This window comes from Streptomyces sp. NPDC006368, from assembly GCF_040612535.1.
GTDB lineage: Bacteria > Actinomycetota > Actinomycetes > Streptomycetales > Streptomycetaceae > Streptomyces.
The window spans coordinates 73,741-92,624 of the sequence record NZ_JBEXQK010000009.1 but is presented as its reverse complement, the minus strand read 5'-3'; the positions used below and the strand labels follow the sequence as shown (position 1 = coordinate 92,624).

Genomic DNA, 18,884 nt, shown 5'->3' with positions numbered 1-18,884 from the left:
GTTCCGTACGAGGGCGGGGTCCGACCAGGTGACGGACGATGAAGAAACGCACCCCCCGCACCCGACGAGAAGGGCACCGGCCATGGCTCAGCTCACCCTCACCGCGTTCATGACACTCGACGGCGTCATGCAGGCCCCGGGCGGCCCCGAGGAGGACCGCAGCGACGGCTTCACGTACGGCGGCTGGAGCGTCCCGTTCGCGGACGAGGAGTTCGGCCGGTTCGTCGACGAGATGTTCGAGCGGGTGGACGCCTTCCTGCTCGGCCGGCGGACGTACGAGATCTTCGCCGCGTACTGGCCGAAGGTCACCGACGAGAACGACCCCGTCGCCGGCCGTCTGAACACCCTGCCCAAGTACGTCGTCACCAGGACCCTCGACCGGGCCGACTGGCACAACACCACCCTGGTCACGGGCGACCTCGTCGAGGAGGTCACCCGCCTCAAGCAGCGACCCGGCCGCGAGATCCAGGTCCACGGCAGCGCCCGGCTCGCCCAGAGCCTCATCCGGCACGGACTGCTCGACGAGCTCAACCTCCTCGTCCACCCGGTCTTCCTCGGCGCGGGCCGCCGCCTCTTCCCCGACGGGGGCACGCCCACCGCGTTCGCACTCACCGGCCACCGCACCACCTCCACCGGCATCACCATCCAGACCTACCGGCCCACCGGCCCGGCGCAGTTCGGCACGTTCGCCCTCGACCGGTGAGACCGCGCGGGCACGGTGATCGCTCCGCCTGCGAGCCGCCGGGGCCTCCACACCGCACCCACTGCCGAAGGCCGGCCCGCCGTCCCGTCGCCCGCCGCGTCCGCGCCCGCACCCCTGCCCGTCCGCCGGGTGTGGTTCACCGACCTTGCCCGTGCTGCTCGTCGCGGTCGTCTCGGGCGACGGCTACCTGGGGTCTGACCGAGATGCGGGTCAAAACGCCCGCCGACGAGGTCGCGCGGCGGCTGGCGATGGTCTTCACACGTGCCTTCAGCGGCGCAGGACGCTGACGACGCGTTCTCTGCCCGGGATCGGGCGTCCGCGCACCCTTCGGGGGTGACGGGTAGGGGCCGACCCACTCGCGGGTCCTCCGATTGCGACAACTCTCGGCGCCTCACCGGTGCGGTCAACTCAGGTTGACGATCGAGAGGGGGTCAACTAAGGTTGACTCATGACCGGAGTTGATATTTCGTCGATCACCGAGAACACCGATCCCGTCGAAGCACTGCGCGAGGCAGCCGCGCTGCGCCGCCGCCTGGAAGGACAGGAAGAGGTCCTCGTGCACCGGGCGCGGGTGGCAGGGGCAACGTGGACGCAGATCGCCGAGGCGCTGGGGGTCTCAAAGCAGGCCGTACACAAGAAGTACGGCGGCCGACGCCTGTTCGGCCGGACGGAGGTCTGATGATCATGACCTCGCTCCTCGATGATCTGGTACGACGAACGGCGGAGCGGCTCGGCGCCCGACAGCGTGGCGTCCTCGTGGTGGGTGCCGTCCGGGGCGGGCAGTCCGCACTGCACGGCGCAGACCCCGGCACGCTGTTCGAGATCGGTTCCGTCACCAAGACGTTCACCGCTCTGGCCCTGGCCCGGCTCGCCGTGCGTGGCGCCGTGGGGCTGGACCAACCGCTTCGCGACCTGTTACCCCGCGACATCACGGCTCCGGAACGCGGTGGTGAGGTCATCAAGCTGGCTCACCTGGCCTGCCACACTTCCGGCCTGCCCCGGTTGCCCAAAGGCCTCCTGCCGCGAGGCCTTTTCCGGTCGGACCCCTACGCCGGCTGCACGGGTGAGCTCCTGCTGGACGGATTGCGGCGCACCCGTTTGCGGTCGGTGCCCGGTACCCGCTTCCGCTACTCCAATTTGGGCGCCGGCCTGCTCGGGCTCGCGCTGGCACGCCACACCGGCACCGACTACGACACGCTTATTCAGGCCGAGATCTGCCGGCCCCTCGGCATGACCGACACTCACGTGGTTCTCGACCCCGGACGCACCGCACGACTGGCCGCCGGCCACTCCCGCACCGGCCGCCCACGCCCACCCTGGCACCTGGCCGCCCTCGCCGGCGCCGGCGGCCTGCACTCCACCGTGCCGGACCTGCTCACGCTGGCCCGCGCCCAGATCGGCCTCGGCCCCGCACCCGAAGAACTCGCCGAAGCCATCGCTCTCACCCACACCACCGCCCACCGCAGCAATGCCAGAACCGCCATCCATCCCGGCTGGATCTCGGCCAACCTGCCCCGCAGCCGGCACCGGATCCTGTTCCACACCGGCGGCACCGGCGGCTACCGCAGCCTGCTGGCCATAGCCCCCGAACACCGAGCCGCAGTCGTCATCCTCAACGCCAACACCCGACCCGTGGACCGTCCCGGCCTCAACCTGCTCGCACAGATCATCAACTCCGCCCCCGGTCCGGACCTCGTCCCCGCCGCCACCGGCGCCTGACCGGGGGCGGCCCACACCGACAGGTTTGACGCAGCCTCCGCTGGCGAACCCGCTGTTCGGACAGGTACGCGACTGGCTTGCCCCCGCACCTGCCTAGGCACGGGCCTGCACCTGCTGGTCGGCCGACACCCGCTTGTAGACCAGGTTGACCATCCCGCTCGTTCGTTCGTGTGGCGACAGGGCGGGAGGTGGCGGGCGGATCGGCGGAGGGATGCTGACCTGCCCAGCACCTGGGGCGGGGCGGTCGTTGTACTCAAGGGTCAGTACCGCCCGCCGCTGGAGGTCGCGCTGGAGTTCGCCGGCGGCGGCGAGGGTCTGCACCATGAACTTCACCGTGGACAGCAGTTCTCCGGTGCGCGGGTGACGGGCGGTGAGGTCCATCGCGGAGAACGCGCCGTCGTGGATGCGCAGGGCGACCTGGTCGCGGTGGAGGACGTCGAGCACGTCGAGGGTGTGCCCGGTGCCGCGTACGAGGCGGAACATCTCGGAGATGTGCACGGTGTCGCCCGGCCGCGCGCAGGTGAGGAGCTCGACGAACTTCGGGCGCTCAAGCGGGTGGAGGCGGCTGGAGGTGCCGTGTCCTCCTCGAACCTCACCGGGTCCTCGATCCCGGCCCCGTCCAGGACGAGGTTCTGCCGGGCGGTCGACGAACTCACCCACGACGGACTGGGCGTCGCCGAGGCCAAGGGCAGCAAGGGCGGGCGCCGCCCAGTCGTCACGGCCGGGAAGGCCGACGACGTGCGCGCCGCGTACCTGGACGGCCAGTCCATCGCAGGCCTCGCCCGCGAGCACCACGTCAGCCGCGGCGCCATCCGGCGACCTTGCCCGGCATGTCGAGGGTGACCGGCAGCTCCGGAGCCGGGGCGTCCTGGTACGACGACGGCGGTGTGTTCGGGCAGCAGGTCGGCGACGGGCGGTACTCGTCACCGTGCCCCTGTCGGGAACACCTGGGCGCGGCGGGCCCGGTGGGCGCGGCGCCGGTGCCGGCGGGCACGGCGTGGGGGAGGGCGGGCGGCAGCCGTGGACCCGCGGTGAGACCTCCACCGCGGGTCCACGGGCCGGCGGGTCAGCCGAAGTTCACGTCACTGCACAGGTAGTACGTCTGGTCCATGTGCGAGGCCTTCCAGATCGTGTAGACGATGTGGTGGCCGGTGTACCCGGAGGTACGGACGTCGATCGCGTAGTTCTGGCTGGGGGCGTAGCGGCCGGTCTGCGCGACGAGCTGCAGATCGCTCCAGCTGAGGCTCTGTGTGGCCGGGTTGAAGCCCTGGCGGGTGACGTAGACCTGGAAGTAGTCGGCGCCGTGGCTGGCCTGGTCGTAGAGCTTGACGGTGAAGTTGCCGCCGACGTTCGTCGTCTTCCACGGTCCCACGGCGTCCAGCGCGTTGTAGCGTCCGCCTTCGGTCCGGCCGCCGCTGCACAGCTGGCCGTTGGGGATCGCGGCCTGGTGGTTGCCGCCGACGCCGTTGCGGTAGAGGCCGTTCCAGTTCCACATGGCGTTCGGGTCGGCCCGCCACGCCTGCCAGCACATCGGGTCCTGCTGCTGCATGGCCGGGTTGAGGTGGTCGCTGCCCCAGCGTAACCAGCAGCCGTAGTTGCGGGAGGCCGGGTCGACGACCGACCCGTGCGCGGAGGCGGTGCCGGTCCAGGGGATCAGACCGAGCAGCGTGGCGAAGAGCAGGGTGAGCAGATGCGGCGCCCAGCGGCGCCGGGGGGTGCGGGCATGGCTGTTCACGTGGTGTGACATGTGCGGCTCCATCGTTCCGGTTGGGTTCGCCGGTGGTGGGAGCGCTCCCAGCAAGCGCTTTACCCCCACGGTGACGCCCCCAAACCGTCCGCCCCAAACCGTCCGCCCCCAAAAGTCCGCCCCTCAAGCCCGCCGAGCCGCCCCGGCCCCTCGATCCGGTGCTTCCGCGCTCGCGCGCCTTCGCCGCGCTCACCCGCCTCGCCGCGCTCGCCGACGCGAACGGGAGGTCGCCCCGACCGTCGGCCGGGGGCACTCCAACGCGGAGATCGCCGCGACCCTCTGCATGAGCGTGCCCACCGTCAAGGCCTGCGTCTCGCGCGTCCCCGCCGAGCCGGGCCTCGACAACCGCGGCCGAATCGCCCTTCTGGTGCACGACGCGGAACTCCTCCACGGCGAGGACGCTCCCTACACTGAGCCGATGATCACCGTGGATCTGCGCGAGTACGGCGAGGACTTCAACGCCAACCCCTACCCCTACTACGCGAAGCTGCGCGAGAGCGGTCCCGTCCACCATGTGCGCACGCGGTTCGACAACGAGATGTGGCTGATCGTCGGCCACGCCGAGGCCCGGGCCGCGCTCGCCGACGCCCGGCTCTCCAAGTCACCCGCCACGGCCGGCTTCAGGATGCTCGACGAGGGGGCCGTCGGCCCGCATCTGCTCGTCCTCGACCCGCCGGACCACACCCGGCTGCGCAAACTGGTGGCCCGCGAGTTCACCGGGCGGCGCGTGGAGGCCCTGCGCCCGCGCGTCCAGCGGATCACCGACGAACTCCTCGACGCCATGGACGGACCGGAGCGCAGGGCCGACCTGGTGGACGCGCTCGCCTTCCCGCTGCCCATCACCGTCATCTGCGAACTGCTGGGCGTCCCCGCCGGCGACCGCGACCGGTTCCGTGCCTGGTCCACCGAGATCGTCGCCCCGACCGACCCCGACCCCGCGGGCGGCGCCGTCCACGCCCTGGCCCGCTACCTCGACGAGCTGATCGAGGACAAGCGCCGCTCCCGCCCCACCGACGATCTGCTCTCCGCGTTGCTGCGCACCCGCGCGGAGGACGGCGACCGGCTGTCGGCCGCCGAACTGCGCGCCATGGCGTACCTGCTGCTGATCGCGGGCCACGAGACGACGGTCAACCTCATCTCCAACGGCGTGCGCGCCCTCCTCGACCATCCGGCGCAGCTCGCCGCTCTGCGGGCCGACTTCGGACTGCTCGACGGCGCGGTGGAGGAGATGCTGCGCTACGACGGGCCGGTGGAGACGGGCACGGTCCGCTTCGCCCGCGAACCGGTGGAGGTCGGCTCCACCGTCATCCCGGCGGGCGCGGCGGTGCTCGTCGGCATCGGGGCGGGGGACCGGGACCCGGCCCGGTTCGCCGGCCCCGACCGCTTCGACATCCACCGCGACACCGCCGGCCACCTGGCCTTCGGGCACGGCATCCACTACTGCCTGGGGGCCCCGCTGGCCCGTATGGAGGCCCGCATCGCACTGCGCGCCCTCCTGGAACGCTTCCCGTCCCTCGCCCTCGACCCGTCGGCCGGGCCGCTCGACTGGCTGCCCGGACTCCTCATGCGCGGCGTCCGCCGCCTGCCCGTCAGGTGGACCTCAGAGCGCTGACGGCACCTCCTCCAGCCGCACCGGACGGCGCTCGCGGCGTGACAGCTCGCATGCCTCGGCCACACGCAGCGCGTGGAGGGCCTCCAGCCCGTCGCAGGGGTTGTCGAGTTCACCCCGCGCCACATGGACGAACGCGTCCAGTTCGGCTTCGTAGGCCGGGGCGAACCGCTCCAGGAAGCCCGTCCACGGCTTGTCGGCCGGGGGAGGGCCGAGCGGCTCGGTGGAGGTGACGGGGGTGCGGTCGTCGAGGCCGACCGCGATCTGGTCACGCTCACCGGCCAGTTCCATGCGCACGTCGTACCCGGCGCCGTTGCAGCGCGTGGCCGTCGCCGTGGCGAGCGTGCCGTCGTCCAGGGTGAGGAGCGCGGCGGCCGTGTCCACGTCGCCCGCGTCCCGGAACATCGCGTGAGCGCCGTCCGAGCCCGCCGCGTACACCTCGGTGACCTCCCGGCCGGTGACCCAGCGCAGGATGTCGAAGTCGTGCACGAGGCAGTCGCGGTACAGCCCACCGGAGAGCGGGAGGTACGCGGCCGGCGGCGGCGCCGGGTCGGAGGTGATCGCCCGGACGGTGTGCAGCCGGCCGAGCCGCCCGGCCCGTACGGCCTCACGGGCGGCCCGGTAGCCGGCGTCGAAGCGGCGCATGAAGCCGAGCTGGAGCCGGGTGCCGCGGGCCTCGACCTCCCGGAGGGCGGCGAGGGTGCCGGGCAGGTCGAGCGCGATGGGCTTCTCGCAGAAGGTCGGCAGGCCGGCGCGGGCGGCACGGGCGATCAGTTCGGCGTGGGCGGAGGTGGCCGAGGTGATCACGACGGCGTCCACCCCGAAGGCGAAGACGTCGTCGACGGTCGGGGCCGCCGTGGCGCCGGTGAGGTGGGCGACCCGGGCCGCCCGTGACGAGTCGGGATCGGCGACGACCAGGGCCCCGACCTCGGGGTGGCGGCTGAGCACCCCCGCGTGGAAGGCCCCGATACGTCCCGTTCCGATGAGTCCGATGCGCATGGCCCCCAAGGTGGTGCAGGCCCTGTCGTCATGTCAAGCATTTGTCTGGACATCCGGACTTCACCCGGCGTCCGTCCTTTCCGCCGTCGCCGGGGGAGCCCATCGCCCTCACCCCCGATGGGCGGCCCGCATCCCCCCATGACCGATACTTGGCCGGTCGGGATGGGCCGGTATGCCCCCGGCCGCTCCCCGGAGCGACGCCGCACACAGCGCCGCTCCCCGGAGCGCCCCCGTAGGACAGCGAGGAGGGCACGGCGTCGTGGCAAGGGTTGGGACAGGAGTACGCGCGCTGGGCGCGCTGCTGGCGGCGGTGCTCGGAGCCTCCCTCGCGGGATGCAGCGCCACCGGCGGCAAGCGCGCCGAGGACGCCCGCAGGGCGGCCGCCGCCGAGGGGCGCGCCGCGGTGAACACCCCGAGGTGGACCTTCGCCATGGTCACCCACTCCGGGGACGGCGACACCTTCTGGGACATCGTCCAGAACGGGGCCAAGCAGGCCGCCGTCAAGGACAACATCAACTTCCTGTACGCCCACAGCGACGAAGGACAGCAGCAGGCCCAGCTCGTCGACTCCTACATCGACAAGAAGGTCGACGGCCTGATCGTCACCCTGGCCAAGCCCGACGCCATGAAGGCCGCCGTGGCCAAGGCCGTCAAGGCCGGCATTCCCGTGATCACCGTCAACTCGGGCTCCGAACAGTCCAAGGCCTTCGGCGCCCTCACCCACATCGGGCAGGACGAGTCGATCGCCGGTGAGGCGGTCGGCGACGAACTCGACCAGCGGGGACGCAAGAAGGCCCTGTGCGTCCTGCACGAGCAGGGCAACGTCGGTCACGAGCAGCGCTGCGCCGGCGTGAAGAAGACCTTCGGCGGTGACCTGCTGAACCTGTACGTCGACGGCACCAACATGCCCGACGTCCAGGCGTCCATCGAGGCCAGACTCCAGTCCGACCCGTCCGTCGACGCGGTCGTCACCCTCGGGGCGCCCTTCGCGGACGCCGCCGTCCAGGCGAAGAAGGCGGCCGGCTCCAAGGCCGAGGTCGACACCTTCGACCTCAACGCCAAGGTCGCCGCCGGACTGGCCGGCGGGGCACTGGGCTTCGCCGTCGACCAGCAGCCCTACCTCCAGGGCTACGAGGCCGTCGACCTGCTCTGGCTGCACCGCTACAACGCGGACGTACTCGGCGGCGGCAGGCCCGTCCTCACCGGACCGCAGATCATCACCGAGCGGGACGCCGCCGAGCTCGCGCAGTACACGGAGCGGGGAACCCGATGACAGCGACCGCACCGCCCAGGAAGGACAGCGCCCCCGGCGACGAGCGGCTGCTGCGCACCTCACCGCTGCGCACGCTGCTCGGCCGCCCCGAGCTCGGCTCGGTCGTCGGCGCCGCCGCGGTCTTCCTCTTCTTCGCGCTCGTCGCCGACAGCTTCCTGCGCGCCTCCAGCTTCGGCACCGTCCTGTACGCGGCCTCCACCATCGGCATCATGGCCGTGCCCGTCGCCCTGCTCATGATCGGCGGGGAGTTCGACCTGTCGGCCGGTGTGCTGGTGACCAGCGCGGCGCTCATCTCGTCGATGTTCAGCTACCAGCTGACCGCCAACGCCTGGGTCGGCGTCGGCGTCTCGCTGCTCGTCACCCTCGCCATCGGCGCCTTCAACGGCGTCATGCTGACCCGCACGAAGCTGCCGAGCTTCATCATCACCCTCGGTACGTTCCTGATGCTGACCGGCCTCAACCTCGGCCTCACCAAGCTGATCAGCGGCACGGTGTCCACCAAGACCATCGCCGACATGGAGGGCTTCACCTCCGCCCGGGCGCTCTTCGCCTCCCAGTTCTCCCTGGGCGGCGTCGACATCAAGGTCACCATCCTGTGGTGGTTCGCCCTGGTCGCCCTCGCCACCTGGATCCTGCTCCGCACCCGCTTCGGCAACTGGATCTTCGCGGTCGGCGGCGGCGCCGACGCCGCCCGCGCGGTCGGCGTCCCCGTCCACACCACCAAGATCGGCCTCTACATGGGCGTGGCCTTCTGCGCCTGGGTGTCCGGCCAGCACCTGCTCTTCTCGTTCGACGTCGTCCAGTCCGGCGAGGGCGTCGGCAACGAGCTGATCTACATCATCGCCGCCGTGATCGGCGGCTGCCTGATCACCGGCGGATACGGCTCCGCCATCGGCTCGGCGGTCGGCGCGTTCATCTTCGGCATGACCAGCAAGGGCATCGTGTACGCCGAGTGGAACCCGGACTGGTTCAAGTTCTTCCTCGGGGCGATGCTCCTTCTCGCGACCCTGCTCAACGCCTGGGTCCGCAAGCGCGCGGAGGCGACACGATGAGCACCCCTCTCGTCGAGCTGGACGACGTCAGCAAGTACTACGGCAACATCCGCGCCCTCGAAGGCGTCCGTCTCGAAGTGCGCGCGGGGGAGATCTCCTGCGTCCTCGGCGACAACGGCGCCGGCAAGTCCACCCTCATCAAGATCATCGCCGGTCTGCACACCCACGACGGCGGCACCTTGCGCGTCGACGGCGAGGAGACCACCCTCACCTCCCCGCGCGCGGCGCTGGACCGGGGCATCGCCACCGTCTACCAGGACCTGGCCGTCGTCCCGCTCATGCCGGTCTGGCGCAACTTCTTCCTCGGCTCCGAGCCGACGAGGGGCACAGGACCCTTCAAGCGCCTAGACGTCGACCTCATGCGCGAGACGACCCGCACCGAACTGCTGCGCATGGGTATCGACCTGCGCGACGTCGACCAGCCCATCGGCACCCTGTCGGGCGGCGAACGCCAGTGCGTGGCCATCGCCCGCGCCGTGTACTTCGGCGCCAAGGTCCTCGTCCTCGACGAGCCGACGGCCGCGCTCGGCGTCAAGCAGTCCGGCGTGGTCCTGAAGTACGTGGCAGCCGCGCGCGACGCGGGGCTGGGCGTGGTCCTCATCACGCACAACCCGCACCACGCGTATCTCGTCGGTGACCGTTTCGTCCTGCTCAAGCGCGGCGTGATGGCCGGCAGCCACACCAAGGACTCCATCACCCTGGACGAACTCACCCGCCAAATGGCGGGCGGCAGCGAGCTGGAGGACCTCCGCCACGAGCTGGAACGAGCACCGGCCCCCGACCGGGTCGGCGGCCACGACGTTCCCCCCGCGCGCTGAGCGGGTGCGGGCACCCGCACCCGGCCCCCGGTGCCCCCACCACGGCGTACCACCGCCCCTGTCCCCGTACCTGGCAGAATCGGGGGCGGCGGGCGCCGTCCGCCGCCGGACCCCCCACCTCCCGGCCCCCCACGCCCAGGGACGACAGGACACGTGAGCACGTACCGCGACCTCGCCCTCCCCCGAGCTCTCGGAGCTCGGACAGGGGGGACCCCCAGCGGCTCCGCCCGCGCCACCGTCCTGCGGACCGTCTCCGCCCGCGAGCGGCGCTCCCACCTGACCGCGCCCCGCGTCCCCACCGTCGGCATCGACATTGGCGGTACGAAGGTGATGGCGGGCGTCGTCGACGCCGACGGCCGGATCCTGGAGCAGATCAAGACCGAGACACCGGACAAGTCCAAGAGCGCCAAGGTCGTCGAGGACACCATCACCGAGCTCGTCCTCGACCTGTCCGACCGGCACGATGTGCACGCCGTCGGCATCGGCGCCGCCGGCTGGGTCGACGCCGACCGCAGCCGCGTCCTGTTCGCCCCTCACCTGGCCTGGCGCAACGAGCCCCTGCGCGACGCCCTCCAGGCCCGTCTCGCCGTCCCCGTCATGGTCGACAACGACGCCAACACCGCCGCCTGGGCGGAGTGGCGCTTCGGCGCGGGGCGCGGCGAGGACCACCTGGTGATGATCACGCTCGGCACCGGCATCGGCGGCGCCATCCTGGAGGACGGCCAGGTCAAGCGCGGCAAGTACGGCGTCGCCGGCGAGTTCGGCCATATGCAGGTCGTGCCCGGCGGCCACCGCTGCCCGTGCGGCAACCGCGGCTGCTGGGAGCAGTACAGCTCCGGCAACGCCCTCGTCCGGGAGGCCCGCGAGCTCGCCGCGGCCGACTCGCCGGTCGCGTACAACATCATCGAGCGTGTCAAGGGCTCCATCCCCGACATCACCGGACCGCTGATCACCGAGCTCGCCCGCGAGGGCGACGCCATGTGCGTCGAGTTGTTCCAGGACATCGGCCAGTGGCTCGGCGTCGGCATCGCCAACCTGGCCGCCGCCCTCGACCCCTCCTGCTTCGTCATCGGCGGCGGCGTCAGCGCCGCCGACGACCTGCTCATCGGCCCCGCCCGCGACGCCTTCCGCCGCAACCTCACCGGCCGCGGCTACCGCCCCGAGGCCCGGATCGCCAAGGCCCAGCTGGGTCCCGAGGCCGGCATGGTCGGTGCCGCCGACCTCGCGCGGCTCGTCGCGCGCCGTTTCCGCCGCGCCAACCGCCGCCGGGTGGAACGCCACGAGCGGTACGAGCGGTACGCCCAGGCCATCCGCACCACCCGCACTCCGCGCAGCACCCAGGAACCCACCCCATGAGCCGGCCCCACCCGACCGTCCCCGCCCCCGAGGACCGGCGGCACATGATCCGCCGCCGCTGGCTGACCGCGATCGTCATCGTCCTGCTGATCGGCATCCCCGCCGGCTATCTGGTGATCTCCGCCGAACAGAGCCGCGACAGCGGGCGCGACAAGGAGGCGGAGTCCTCCGCCACCGGCCTCCAGGACAGCTGGCCGTCCAAGATGAAACGCCGGGTCTTCGAGGTGCCGATCCCGGCCGACTCGACCGACGTCGCCTACTTCGAGACCAGCAACTGGAAGTCCAGTCGGCTGTACGTCCGGTTCACCACCGACGCGACCGGCCTCGACGACTTCCTGAGGGACGTCGGCAGCAGCCGCTCCCACCTGGAGGCGGACGACATCACCATCAGCGAGCGCGACGCCGCAACCGTCGGCTGGGAATTCCCGGAGGACCGGCACTGGGCCGGCACCACGCACCGCCGGCCCGATCCGCGCCCCACTCGCGACATCACCGTCGACCTCACCGATCCGGCGGCTCCGCGGGTGTTCGTCGTCTCCACCGCGACCCCCTGACGCGTACGGAGTACCGGAACGGGGAGAGCCGGAGCGCACGGCCCGCGCCGCGGGTGCCCGCCGTGGTAGCCCGGCGCGCACAGCAGCGAGCGGCGTCGCGGGCGACCGCGCCGACCCCGACCTAGGAAACAGTCCGCCGGCACGTCCAGGCATCGGCACGCCGCATGCTCGCCACCGAGCCGATCGACCCGGCCCCAAGGGGGCCGGCACCGCCGAGACGCAGGTGGGAAAGCTGATGGGGAATCTGGACGACATCAAGGAACCCGCGGTGCCGCAAGTGGTGGAGAGCCCCGCTCTGCGGGTGCAGCCGACGAGCGGGCTTGCCGGGTGGTTGTTGCACCACCGGGTGCAGCCGGTCCGGCCGGCGGCCGGTGAGGGGCACGCCGAGCCGCACGCCTGGTGGAAGGTGATGTGCCTGACCGGGGTGGACTACTTCTCCAGCCTCGCCTACGTGCCCGCGATCGCCGCACTGGCGGCCGGGGCGGTGGCGCCGCTGGCGACGTTGCTGATCGTCGCGCTCACATTGCTCGGAATGCTGCCGATGTACCGGCGGGTGGCCCGCACAGACGGGCCGTCGGTGGCTCCGTGACACCACGCCGGTAACCGGGCACGGGAACTAGCCGCCCTCGGGGTCGTCCTCACGCCGCACATAGAGCGGCTGGAGCCGTTCCCAGTACCGCTCCAGATGGGCGTCGGCCTGGCGCAGAGCCTGGTCGGTGGTGGGGTCGAGCATGGAGGCGTGAAGCCTCGCCAACGGGTTGTCCCTTCCCTCACGGGACGGGGAGGTCCGGTGGGCGGTGCGCCGCCAGGGGGCCCTGAAGGCGCCGGCCCTCCCGTACCGCCGACGGTGGCGGGACACCGACCACCAGCGCGCCGCCAGAACCGTGGCGGTCAGAGCCGCCGCGGTCAGAGCGTGCACATCACGGTGTGGGGCCACTGCTTCTTCCTCGGGTCTCACGTGGTCGGTGTGCGTCAGCCGGGCCCGTGCCGGCCGGGCGGTACGGGTGGCGGCGCCGGCCCGGTCGGCGGGGCGGGCTCGACGCCGGCGAAGGTCGCTCCCTGCGCGGCCGCGGCCGGCAGGGCTTCCTGCCGAGTCCGGCCCCGATCGGTGGGCATCGGGGCCGGACTCGTCGTGGTGGCCCGTGTCCAAGCGTGCTCGAACGCGGCTCCGGCGGGTCATGCCGCCGGCGGCTCCCAGGGCAGGACCAACGGGCGGGTGAGCGATGTCGGGCGCTTCACCGGCGGCCCCTGGTGCGGCGCTTCCTGACCAGCACCAGGAGCACGAGGGCGGCCACCGTCAGCAAGGGGCCGCGCCGCCGACGCGCGACATGCGTGACCTGCCTGGCCTTGTCGCTGAGGCCCTCCGGTGTCTTTTCCTGGAGCTTGCCCGCCAGCGTGGCCGCGGCCTGGGCGACCTGGTCCCTGGCCTGGGCGGCCTTCTCCGCCACCGGGTCGGGGAGCTTGTCCCGCGTCACCCGGGCGGCCTCGGCCGCCTTGTCCTTGACCTGCGCCGCCTTCTGCCGCACCTGCACTTTCGCCTCGGCCGTGCTCTGCTGCGCCGGTGCTTTCACATCCGCCTTGCCGGCCAGAGCCTCCACGGTCCGGCCGAGCTGGTCACGGGTCGCCTCCGCCTTCGCGCGCAGCTCCTCGGGCGTAGGGACCTCTTCCTGGGACTGCGGCTTGTCACTCATCGATGCGTCTTCTCCTTGATCTCGGCCACGTCGGCCTTGACACTGTCGATCGCCCCGCTCGGGCGCGGGCGGTGTCGCCGGGGCGACCTGCTTCTTTCCCCGTCGGCGGGTCACACCAGGCGACGAAGCCACAGCCGTGGGGCTTGGCGGATCAGCCAGGCGCCGGCCAGTCCGATGGCCGCGCCGGCTGCCACGTCGCTGGGGTAGTGGGCCCCCGAGTGCACCCGCTCGACCGCGACCGCCGCCATCGGGACGGCACACACGGCGCCCCACCCCGGGCAGACGGCGGTGACGGCGGCGGTGAAGCCGACGGCGGCAGCGGTGTGCCCGGAGGGAAAGGAAGAGCTGTCCGGCCGGTCGTGCACGTCCTCGTGCGGGATCAGCTCTTTCGGGGGTCTGCGCCGTTCGTAGAGCTGCTTGCACACCGCGTTGGACACCAATTCCGCCAGGCCCATGGCGGCCAGCCCCGTCAGTGCGGCTTTCCGCTCCCGGTAGCCGCCGGCGGCGGACATGACCGCCGCCGCGGCCCACCACAGTTTGGTGTGTTCCGCCGCCGACTCCACCGCGGGCAGCAGCTGTCGCGCGAGGGGCGATTTCCAGTGGGCCATGCGGCGGGTGAGCCGACGGTCGCTCTGTCTCAGATCAGCCAAGCCGGTCATGAGCGGCAGCTTCCCGCCCTCACGCTTCTCACACACGAATCGCTCTGTGTCGCTCGACGGGCCGGGTGGCTCGGCCCAGCGAGTCTTCGTCCCCCGCACCGCGGCGACCGGCGCCGCGGTGCGGGGGCGGCCGTTGTCTCAGTCGAGGCGGCGGTGGTCCTCCTCGGTCCATTTGGCGGTGTCGCGGGGCTCCACATAGGGCTCCTCGGTTTCGGGGTGGCCGCCGTCGATGGCCCGCTGGCGTGCCATCTCCGCGTCGAATTCCAGCCCGAGCAGGACCGCGAGGTTGGTGATCCACAGCCACACCAAGAAGATGATCACACCGGCCAGGGTGCCGTAGGTCTTGTTGTACGAGGCGAAGTTCGCCACGTACAGCGCGAAGCCGGCCGAGGCGATCATCCACAGCAGCAGTGCCAGGAAACTGCCGGGTGTCACCCATTTGAAACCGCGGCCACGCGCGTTGGGCGCGGCCCAGTAAAGGATCGCGATCATGATCGTGACCAGCAGAACGAGGACCGGCCACTTCGCGATCGACCAGACCGTCATGGCGGTGTCCCCGACACCGAGGGCGGAGCCCGCCCGCTGCGCCAGGGGTCCGGTGAACACCACCATCAGCGCGCTGACGACCGCCAGCACCATCAGGACCACGGTCAGGCCCAGGCGCAGTGGCAGCACCTTCCACACCGGGCGGCCTTCGGGCATGTCGTAGACGGCGTTGGAGGTGCGGATGAACGCCGCGATGTAGCCGGAGGCCGACCACACCGCCAGCACCAGACCGACGATCGCCATGAGCGATCCGGTGCCCCCGTTGCCCTGCAACTGCTGCACGGCGTTGGAGATGATCTCCCGTGCCGGACCGGGGGCGAGTTTTTGCAGGTTGTCCATCACCTGCTGGGTGGCCGACCGGCCCGCGATCCCCAGGAGGGAGACGAGCACCAGCAGGGCGGGGAAAAGCGAGAGGACGCCGTAGTAGGTCAGGGCGGCGGCCCGGTCGGCGAGCTCGTCGTCCTTGAACTCCTTCACCGTGCGCTTCAGTACCGCCAACCACGACCGCTTCGGCATGGAAGTCGGCTGATCGGGAGCATTGCGCTCCACTTCCGGATCGGGCCCGATGCTGTCGGCCCCCTGCCGGGTGCCGGGTTCGCCGTCCCTACGCTCCCGAGAGCGGTCGCCGCCTTCTTCGTGGCGGCCGAATTCGTTTCCATGCTGACCTGGTTCCGGTGTCCGTGCCATGCCGGATGGGTAACCGCGACCGGCGGGACGAAACGAATCCGTTGGATGCGGTTACGGATGTTTCGTCCCGGAGAGATGGGTGAGCCGGACGGGGAGTCCTGTACCCGAGGAGGCAGGAGGGTTGAGGTGACCCCCGGGAGCAGGTCCCCGCCGTGCTCGACCAACCGATCCACGCGAACATGAAAAGACGGTCCGTAACCACCCGAGGAGCGGAGCGAAACGGACGCGCCCGACCGCGACACCACCGGTGACCGCGACACCGAGCGATAACCGCCACACCTCACCCGTACGACTGTCAGGCGTAACGCGTAACGACGGCCCAGGTGCCCACGGGTTCCGGGCCCCGCCCCACACCACCTGTTGAACGAGGAGGACGCATGGCCAGGGTCAAGCAGCCGCTCACCGACGACAGCATCAAGGTTCGCCAGCTCAGCCACTACCAGTTCAGCTGGGTCGCCGGCGAACCCGGCATGCCCGGCACCTTCACCCTCCAGCTCGTCCTGGACGAAGGAGCCTGGGAAGAAGTGCTGACCGTCGACGCGAGTGACGCCGACGTTCTGCAGGACCTGCTGGTGAACACCGAGACCGTGCACTACGACGTCGCCCGCCGCACCCTGATGTTCGGCGTCACCCCCACTGGCCACTGACTCCCCGAAGCCCCGCCCCGCCGCCGACCGCTCCTCAGGAGGACGGCGAGCGGGGCGGCGGCACGTGTCGACCGTGCCGGCCCCCGCGACCGTGACCCGCCTTGGGTCTCGGCGGGCCTGAGGTGCTGGTCAGGTTCGCCGCTGCGGCCTGATGACACTTCCCGGGTCGGCCAGCGGCACCAGTTCGCCGGTGCAGTGTCCGCACCGGGTGGCCTGGGAGGGAACGGGGTTGAGACATGCGGGGCAGTCCCGTTTGTCTGCCTGGACGTCGTGGTGCGGCGCGAAGCGCTCGTGGAGTTTGTTGACCGGCAGGACGACGAGGAAGTACAGCGCGCAGGCGATCAGCACGAAGCTGATCGCGGCGTTGATGAAGCCGCCGTAAGGGAAGATGGTCCGGCCGACGGTGAAGGCCTTGCGGCTGAAGTCCCCTGTCGCGCCGGCGGCCAGGCCCACGACCGGGGTCAGAAATGCCTTGACGAACCCGTTGACGACGCCCGTGAAAGCGGCTCCGATGACGATGCCGACAGCCAGATCCACCACGTTTCCACGCAGGATGAAACTGCGAAACCCTTCCAGCAGAGCCTTCACCCGTCGCTCCTCTCGTGCCCCGTCGTCAGGGGTCTCTTCGGCGCTCGGCTCTCGTGTTGCCCCCTTCGCCCTCGGCACACCGCAGGTGCTCGGGGCGGACTGTCGCGGTCACGCTGTGGGACAGCTGGCGCTCCGCGCGGCGGCACGCCACCATCGCTCGGCCGTCGCCGTTCCCGTTTCCCTGCTGAAGGGGTACGTCAGGACGGGGCCGTTCGCGTTACCAGCCCGGCGTGACGTCGGCCGGCCGACCGGACCTGTTCTCGCGATCACCAGGGAACGAAGGCGTGCACGGTTTTCCCCCCGCCCTCCGGCACGGTGATGGTCTGTTCGGCGAGGGCGTTGATCAGATGCCACCCGACCCCGCCGCAGCCGGCGAAGTCGGCCGGACGCAGGTGCGGTGCCGCGGGGTTGGTATCGCTCAGGGAGACCTGCACGGTGTCGGCCACCACCCGTAGGCGGAGACTGAAAGGACCGGGTGCGAACGCGAACGCGTTGGAGACCAGCTCGGTAACCACCACGAGCACATCGTCGTGCGCGTCCGGCGAGGCGGGCGGCTGCATACGGGCCAGGCCGTAGAGGAAGACGGCCGCACCTTCCCGAGCCTCCGTCAGGTCGCTCAGTACGCCCTCGAAGTGCCAGGCCTGCTCCAGGCTCAGGGTGTGCAACAGGCCGGTGCTGTGCAGGGGGTTCGGTTCGGCTGCCATGCCACGCTCCTTTCGTTCCCGTGGAACTGGAGGGCTTATCGACTTCCCGGCCGCAAGGTGGACATGCCCGCGTTACCGCTTTCGTGTGGTTGGCGCGGCATGTCCCGGTGTCCGAAATGGCGTCAGGGCGGCCTCAACGGTGAGCGTGACGGCCAGCGCCTGGTCCGTGCCGGTGCGTTCCGGCAGCCGCGGAACGCCTCACCGACGCCTGGCGAACACGCCGCCTGTGACGGTTCGGGAGAAGATTCCGGTCGACCGCGGGTCCGGTGCCGCGCTCTGAGTGATCATGGGATTCGTCACGGGCGGGTGGAGACATCGAAGTGGTGCGAGCCGGGGATGCTTCGGGCGGCGGCTTCGTATGGTGGTCGCCGTCAGGGCGGTACCGAAGGTGAGGGAGAGCCGGATGCCGGTGGACAGGCTGGTGATCACGCCGGCCGTGGTGGAGCGGGACGCGGTGCTGGCTCTGGCCGGCGAGCTCGACATGGACGGTGAGGCAGCGCTGGCCGGTGCGGTCGGTGAGCTGATCGAAGCCGGCTACCGGCGTATGGTGCTGGACTGCGCGGGTCTCGAGTTCTGCGACTCGCGGGGGTTCAACGCCCTGCTGCTGGCCCGCCGGGCCGTTCACGACGTCGGTGGCGAGCTGGTGCTGGCCGCCGCCCCGGAACGCCTGCTGTCCCTGCTGACGCTTGTCGGCGCCCAGGAGATCTTCATCGTGGCCACCACGGTGGAACAGGCCCGGCTGACGCTCGGCGAACGCGTCACCGACAGCGAGGTGAAGCCGGCTTAGCCGCTGCGCCTCGGTGTCCCCCGGCACGCCGGACGCCCCGTGACGCCACAGCGCCGGCACCGCTGGTCACGCTTCGCGCGCCGGGGATGTGCACCGGGGCGGCTACCGCTGGGCGGGTGAGCGCCGGGTGCCCGGCGTGTAGGAGCGAAGAGCGCGGCTAGTCATACCAGTATGACGACGCATTCGACGAGTACCGCGGAAGTCCGGGTCGGCGTGCGCACCTTCACCGACGTCGAAGAGGCGTTTCGGCGGCTGGAGGCGGAGGCGGCCGGACCGGACCAGCAGACGCAGTTCTTCCGCGGGGCACTGACCGGATACCTGTGGGCGCTCGGACGTGGCGGGCCCGCACCCATCACCGCACGATCGGTGGCCAAGGCCCCCGCTCTGGAGGACCTGACCGCGGAGGCGGACGCCGCCACGGCGCAGATGGAGGACTCCACGCAGCGCACCGTCCCCCGCGACTACATTCACGGAGTGCGTGACGCGCTCGCCTGGGTGTGCGGACACACCGACCAGCACCCCTGAGCGACGAGGTCATCAGCAGCCCTGGGCCTGCCCGCCACTCCTCTCCGCGGCGGGCACGCCCCCGGTCCGTCACTCGCCGAGCGTGTGGACGTCGGCCGACGGGGCGGCGGCGCAGCCGTGGAGGCCGAGCCGACCGGTCCGCGGACACGCCGGGGTCCTGACAACCCGGATGAGGCCATCCGTCCGGCTTCCCGGGCGGCGGCGACGAGCCGGCCGGCTC

The 18,884-nt window shown here is 71.3% G+C and carries 23 protein-coding genes and 2 pseudogenes; 14 read left to right on the top strand and 11 right to left on the bottom strand.

Annotated elements, in window-relative coordinates; genetic code table 11:
* The first annotated feature begins 82 nt into the window (after nucleotides 1-82).
* The 3 genes from ABZZ38_RS10240 (at nucleotide 83) to ABZZ38_RS10230 (ending at nucleotide 2,422) form a co-directional block, all read left to right on the top strand.
* Nucleotides 83-703 carry a dihydrofolate reductase family protein gene (locus ABZZ38_RS10240; RefSeq protein WP_356737758.1) on the top strand — a complete coding sequence of 207 codons (621 nt, stop codon included), beginning with the start codon at nucleotides 83-85 and terminating at the stop codon, nucleotides 701-703.
* A gap of 448 nt (nucleotides 704-1,151) precedes the next feature.
* Nucleotides 1,152-1,382, top strand: a complete 231-nt coding sequence (locus ABZZ38_RS10235) for a hypothetical protein (protein ID WP_356737757.1) — start codon at nucleotides 1,152-1,154, stop codon at nucleotides 1,380-1,382.
* Nucleotides 1,382-2,422, top strand: a complete 1,041-nt coding sequence (locus ABZZ38_RS10230) for a serine hydrolase domain-containing protein (protein WP_356737755.1) — start codon at nucleotides 1,382-1,384, stop codon at nucleotides 2,420-2,422. Before ABZZ38_RS10235 ends, ABZZ38_RS10230 begins: the two co-directional genes overlap by 1 nt.
* 93 nt (nucleotides 2,423-2,515) lie before the next feature.
* Here the strand turns inward: ABZZ38_RS10230 and ABZZ38_RS10225 are convergent, their stop codons facing one another.
* Nucleotides 2,516-2,920, bottom strand: a complete 405-nt coding sequence (locus tag ABZZ38_RS10225; protein WP_356737753.1) for a hypothetical protein — start codon at nucleotides 2,918-2,920, stop codon at nucleotides 2,516-2,518.
* A gap of 78 nt (nucleotides 2,921-2,998) precedes the next feature.
* Here ABZZ38_RS10225 and ABZZ38_RS10220 point away from each other — a divergent pair, with 78 nt between their 5' ends.
* Entirely contained in the window at nucleotides 2,999-3,265 is a 267-nt protein-coding gene (locus tag ABZZ38_RS10220) for a hypothetical protein (RefSeq protein WP_356737751.1), read from the top strand.
* 223 nt (nucleotides 3,266-3,488) lie between these two features.
* Here the strand turns inward: ABZZ38_RS10220 and ABZZ38_RS10215 are convergent, their stop codons facing one another.
* Nucleotides 3,489-4,169 (bottom strand): lytic polysaccharide monooxygenase auxiliary activity family 9 protein, encoded by a 681-nt coding sequence (locus ABZZ38_RS10215; RefSeq protein WP_356737749.1) that lies wholly within the window; start codon nucleotides 4,167-4,169, stop codon nucleotides 3,489-3,491.
* A gap of 418 nt (nucleotides 4,170-4,587) precedes the next feature.
* Between ABZZ38_RS10215 and ABZZ38_RS10210 the strand changes: the two genes are divergently transcribed.
* Entirely contained in the window at nucleotides 4,588-5,781 is a 1,194-nt protein-coding gene (locus ABZZ38_RS10210; protein ID WP_356737921.1) for a cytochrome P450, read from the top strand.
* Here ABZZ38_RS10210 and ABZZ38_RS10205 read toward each other — a convergent pair.
* Nucleotides 5,770-6,777: a Gfo/Idh/MocA family oxidoreductase gene (locus ABZZ38_RS10205; protein WP_356737747.1), complete on the bottom strand. Its 1,008-nt coding sequence runs from the start codon at nucleotides 6,775-6,777 to the stop codon at nucleotides 5,770-5,772. The two genes, ABZZ38_RS10210 and ABZZ38_RS10205, sit on opposite strands and share 12 nt — an antisense overlap.
* Before the next feature lie 259 nt (nucleotides 6,778-7,036).
* On the opposite strand from ABZZ38_RS10205, the gene ABZZ38_RS10200 reads away from it, so the two are divergent.
* The 6 genes and pseudogenes from ABZZ38_RS10200 to ABZZ38_RS10175 all read left to right on the top strand — a co-directional run.
* Complete coding sequence (locus ABZZ38_RS10200) at nucleotides 7,037-8,050, top strand: substrate-binding domain-containing protein (protein ID WP_356737745.1); 1,014 nt, start codon at nucleotides 7,037-7,039, stop codon at nucleotides 8,048-8,050.
* Nucleotides 8,047-9,102 carry an ABC transporter permease gene (locus tag ABZZ38_RS10195; RefSeq protein WP_356737743.1) on the top strand — a complete coding sequence of 352 codons (1,056 nt, stop codon included), beginning with the start codon at nucleotides 8,047-8,049 and terminating at the stop codon, nucleotides 9,100-9,102. Before ABZZ38_RS10200 ends, ABZZ38_RS10195 begins: the two co-directional genes overlap by 4 nt.
* The gene (locus ABZZ38_RS10190; protein ID WP_356737741.1) at nucleotides 9,099-9,920 is read left to right on the top strand and encodes an ATP-binding cassette domain-containing protein; all 822 of its coding nucleotides are present in this window, start codon (nucleotides 9,099-9,101) and stop codon (nucleotides 9,918-9,920) included. The genes ABZZ38_RS10195 and ABZZ38_RS10190 overlap by 4 nt, the downstream gene beginning before the upstream one ends.
* A gap of 240 nt (nucleotides 9,921-10,160) precedes the next feature.
* Complete coding sequence (locus ABZZ38_RS10185; RefSeq protein ID WP_356737919.1) at nucleotides 10,161-11,276, top strand: ROK family glucokinase; 1,116 nt, start codon at nucleotides 10,161-10,163, stop codon at nucleotides 11,274-11,276.
* A complete protein-coding gene (locus tag ABZZ38_RS10180) occupies nucleotides 11,273-11,830 on the top strand; it encodes a hypothetical protein (RefSeq protein WP_356737739.1) in 558 nt (185 codons plus the stop codon). Before ABZZ38_RS10185 ends, ABZZ38_RS10180 begins: the two co-directional genes overlap by 4 nt.
* A gap of 235 nt (nucleotides 11,831-12,065) precedes the next feature.
* Nucleotides 12,066-12,392, top strand: a pseudogene (locus ABZZ38_RS10175) (amino acid transporter); the annotation flags it as partial.
* A 54-nt stretch (nucleotides 12,393-12,446) separates the two neighbouring features.
* Here the strand turns inward: ABZZ38_RS10175 and ABZZ38_RS10170 are convergent.
* The 6 genes and pseudogenes from ABZZ38_RS10170 to ABZZ38_RS10145 form a co-directional block, all read right to left on the bottom strand.
* On the bottom strand, nucleotides 12,447-12,584 hold the full coding sequence (locus ABZZ38_RS10170; protein WP_356737737.1) for a hypothetical protein: 138 nt from the start codon (nucleotides 12,582-12,584) through the stop codon (nucleotides 12,447-12,449).
* A gap of 218 nt (nucleotides 12,585-12,802) precedes the next feature.
* The gene (locus ABZZ38_RS10165) at nucleotides 12,803-12,946 is read right to left on the bottom strand and encodes a hypothetical protein (RefSeq protein WP_356737735.1); all 144 of its coding nucleotides are present in this window, start codon (nucleotides 12,944-12,946) and stop codon (nucleotides 12,803-12,805) included.
* 119 nt (nucleotides 12,947-13,065) lie between these two features.
* The gene (locus ABZZ38_RS10160) at nucleotides 13,066-13,521 is read right to left on the bottom strand and encodes a DUF3618 domain-containing protein (protein WP_356737733.1); all 456 of its coding nucleotides are present in this window, start codon (nucleotides 13,519-13,521) and stop codon (nucleotides 13,066-13,068) included.
* Nucleotides 13,518-13,620: pseudogene (locus ABZZ38_RS10155) on the bottom strand (phage holin family protein); the annotation flags it as partial. The pseudogene ABZZ38_RS10155 and the gene ABZZ38_RS10160, both read right to left, overlap by 4 nt.
* An 11-nt stretch (nucleotides 13,621-13,631) precedes the next feature.
* The gene (locus ABZZ38_RS10150; RefSeq protein WP_356737731.1) at nucleotides 13,632-14,180 is read right to left on the bottom strand and encodes a phosphatase PAP2 family protein; all 549 of its coding nucleotides are present in this window, start codon (nucleotides 14,178-14,180) and stop codon (nucleotides 13,632-13,634) included.
* A 138-nt stretch (nucleotides 14,181-14,318) separates the two neighbouring features.
* On the bottom strand, nucleotides 14,319-15,413 hold the full coding sequence (locus ABZZ38_RS10145) for a YihY/virulence factor BrkB family protein (RefSeq protein WP_356737730.1): 1,095 nt from the start codon (nucleotides 15,411-15,413) through the stop codon (nucleotides 14,319-14,321).
* Nucleotides 15,414-15,790: 377 nt separating this feature from the next.
* Between ABZZ38_RS10145 and ABZZ38_RS10140 the strand changes: the two genes are divergently transcribed.
* Entirely contained in the window at nucleotides 15,791-16,060 is a 270-nt protein-coding gene (locus ABZZ38_RS10140) for a hypothetical protein (RefSeq protein WP_356737728.1), read from the top strand.
* Nucleotides 16,061-16,189: 129 nt separating this feature from the next.
* Here the strand turns inward: ABZZ38_RS10140 and mscL are convergent, their stop codons facing one another.
* Nucleotides 16,190-16,639 carry a large conductance mechanosensitive channel protein MscL gene (gene mscL, locus ABZZ38_RS10135; RefSeq protein ID WP_356737917.1) on the bottom strand — a complete coding sequence of 150 codons (450 nt, stop codon included), beginning with the start codon at nucleotides 16,637-16,639 and terminating at the stop codon, nucleotides 16,190-16,192.
* A gap of 275 nt (nucleotides 16,640-16,914) precedes the next feature.
* On the bottom strand, nucleotides 16,915-17,352 hold the full coding sequence (locus ABZZ38_RS10130) for an ATP-binding protein (RefSeq protein WP_356737726.1): 438 nt from the start codon (nucleotides 17,350-17,352) through the stop codon (nucleotides 16,915-16,917).
* A gap of 403 nt (nucleotides 17,353-17,755) precedes the next feature.
* On the opposite strand from ABZZ38_RS10130, the gene ABZZ38_RS10125 reads away from it, so the two are divergent.
* Nucleotides 17,756-18,139, top strand: coding sequence for an STAS domain-containing protein (locus ABZZ38_RS10125; protein WP_356737724.1), 384 nt, complete (start codon nucleotides 17,756-17,758; stop codon nucleotides 18,137-18,139).
* Nucleotides 18,140-18,310: 171 nt separating this feature from the next.
* Nucleotides 18,311-18,664: a hypothetical protein gene (locus ABZZ38_RS10120; RefSeq protein WP_356737722.1), complete on the top strand. Its 354-nt coding sequence runs from the start codon at nucleotides 18,311-18,313 to the stop codon at nucleotides 18,662-18,664.
* Nucleotides 18,665-18,884 lie beyond the last annotated feature (220 nt).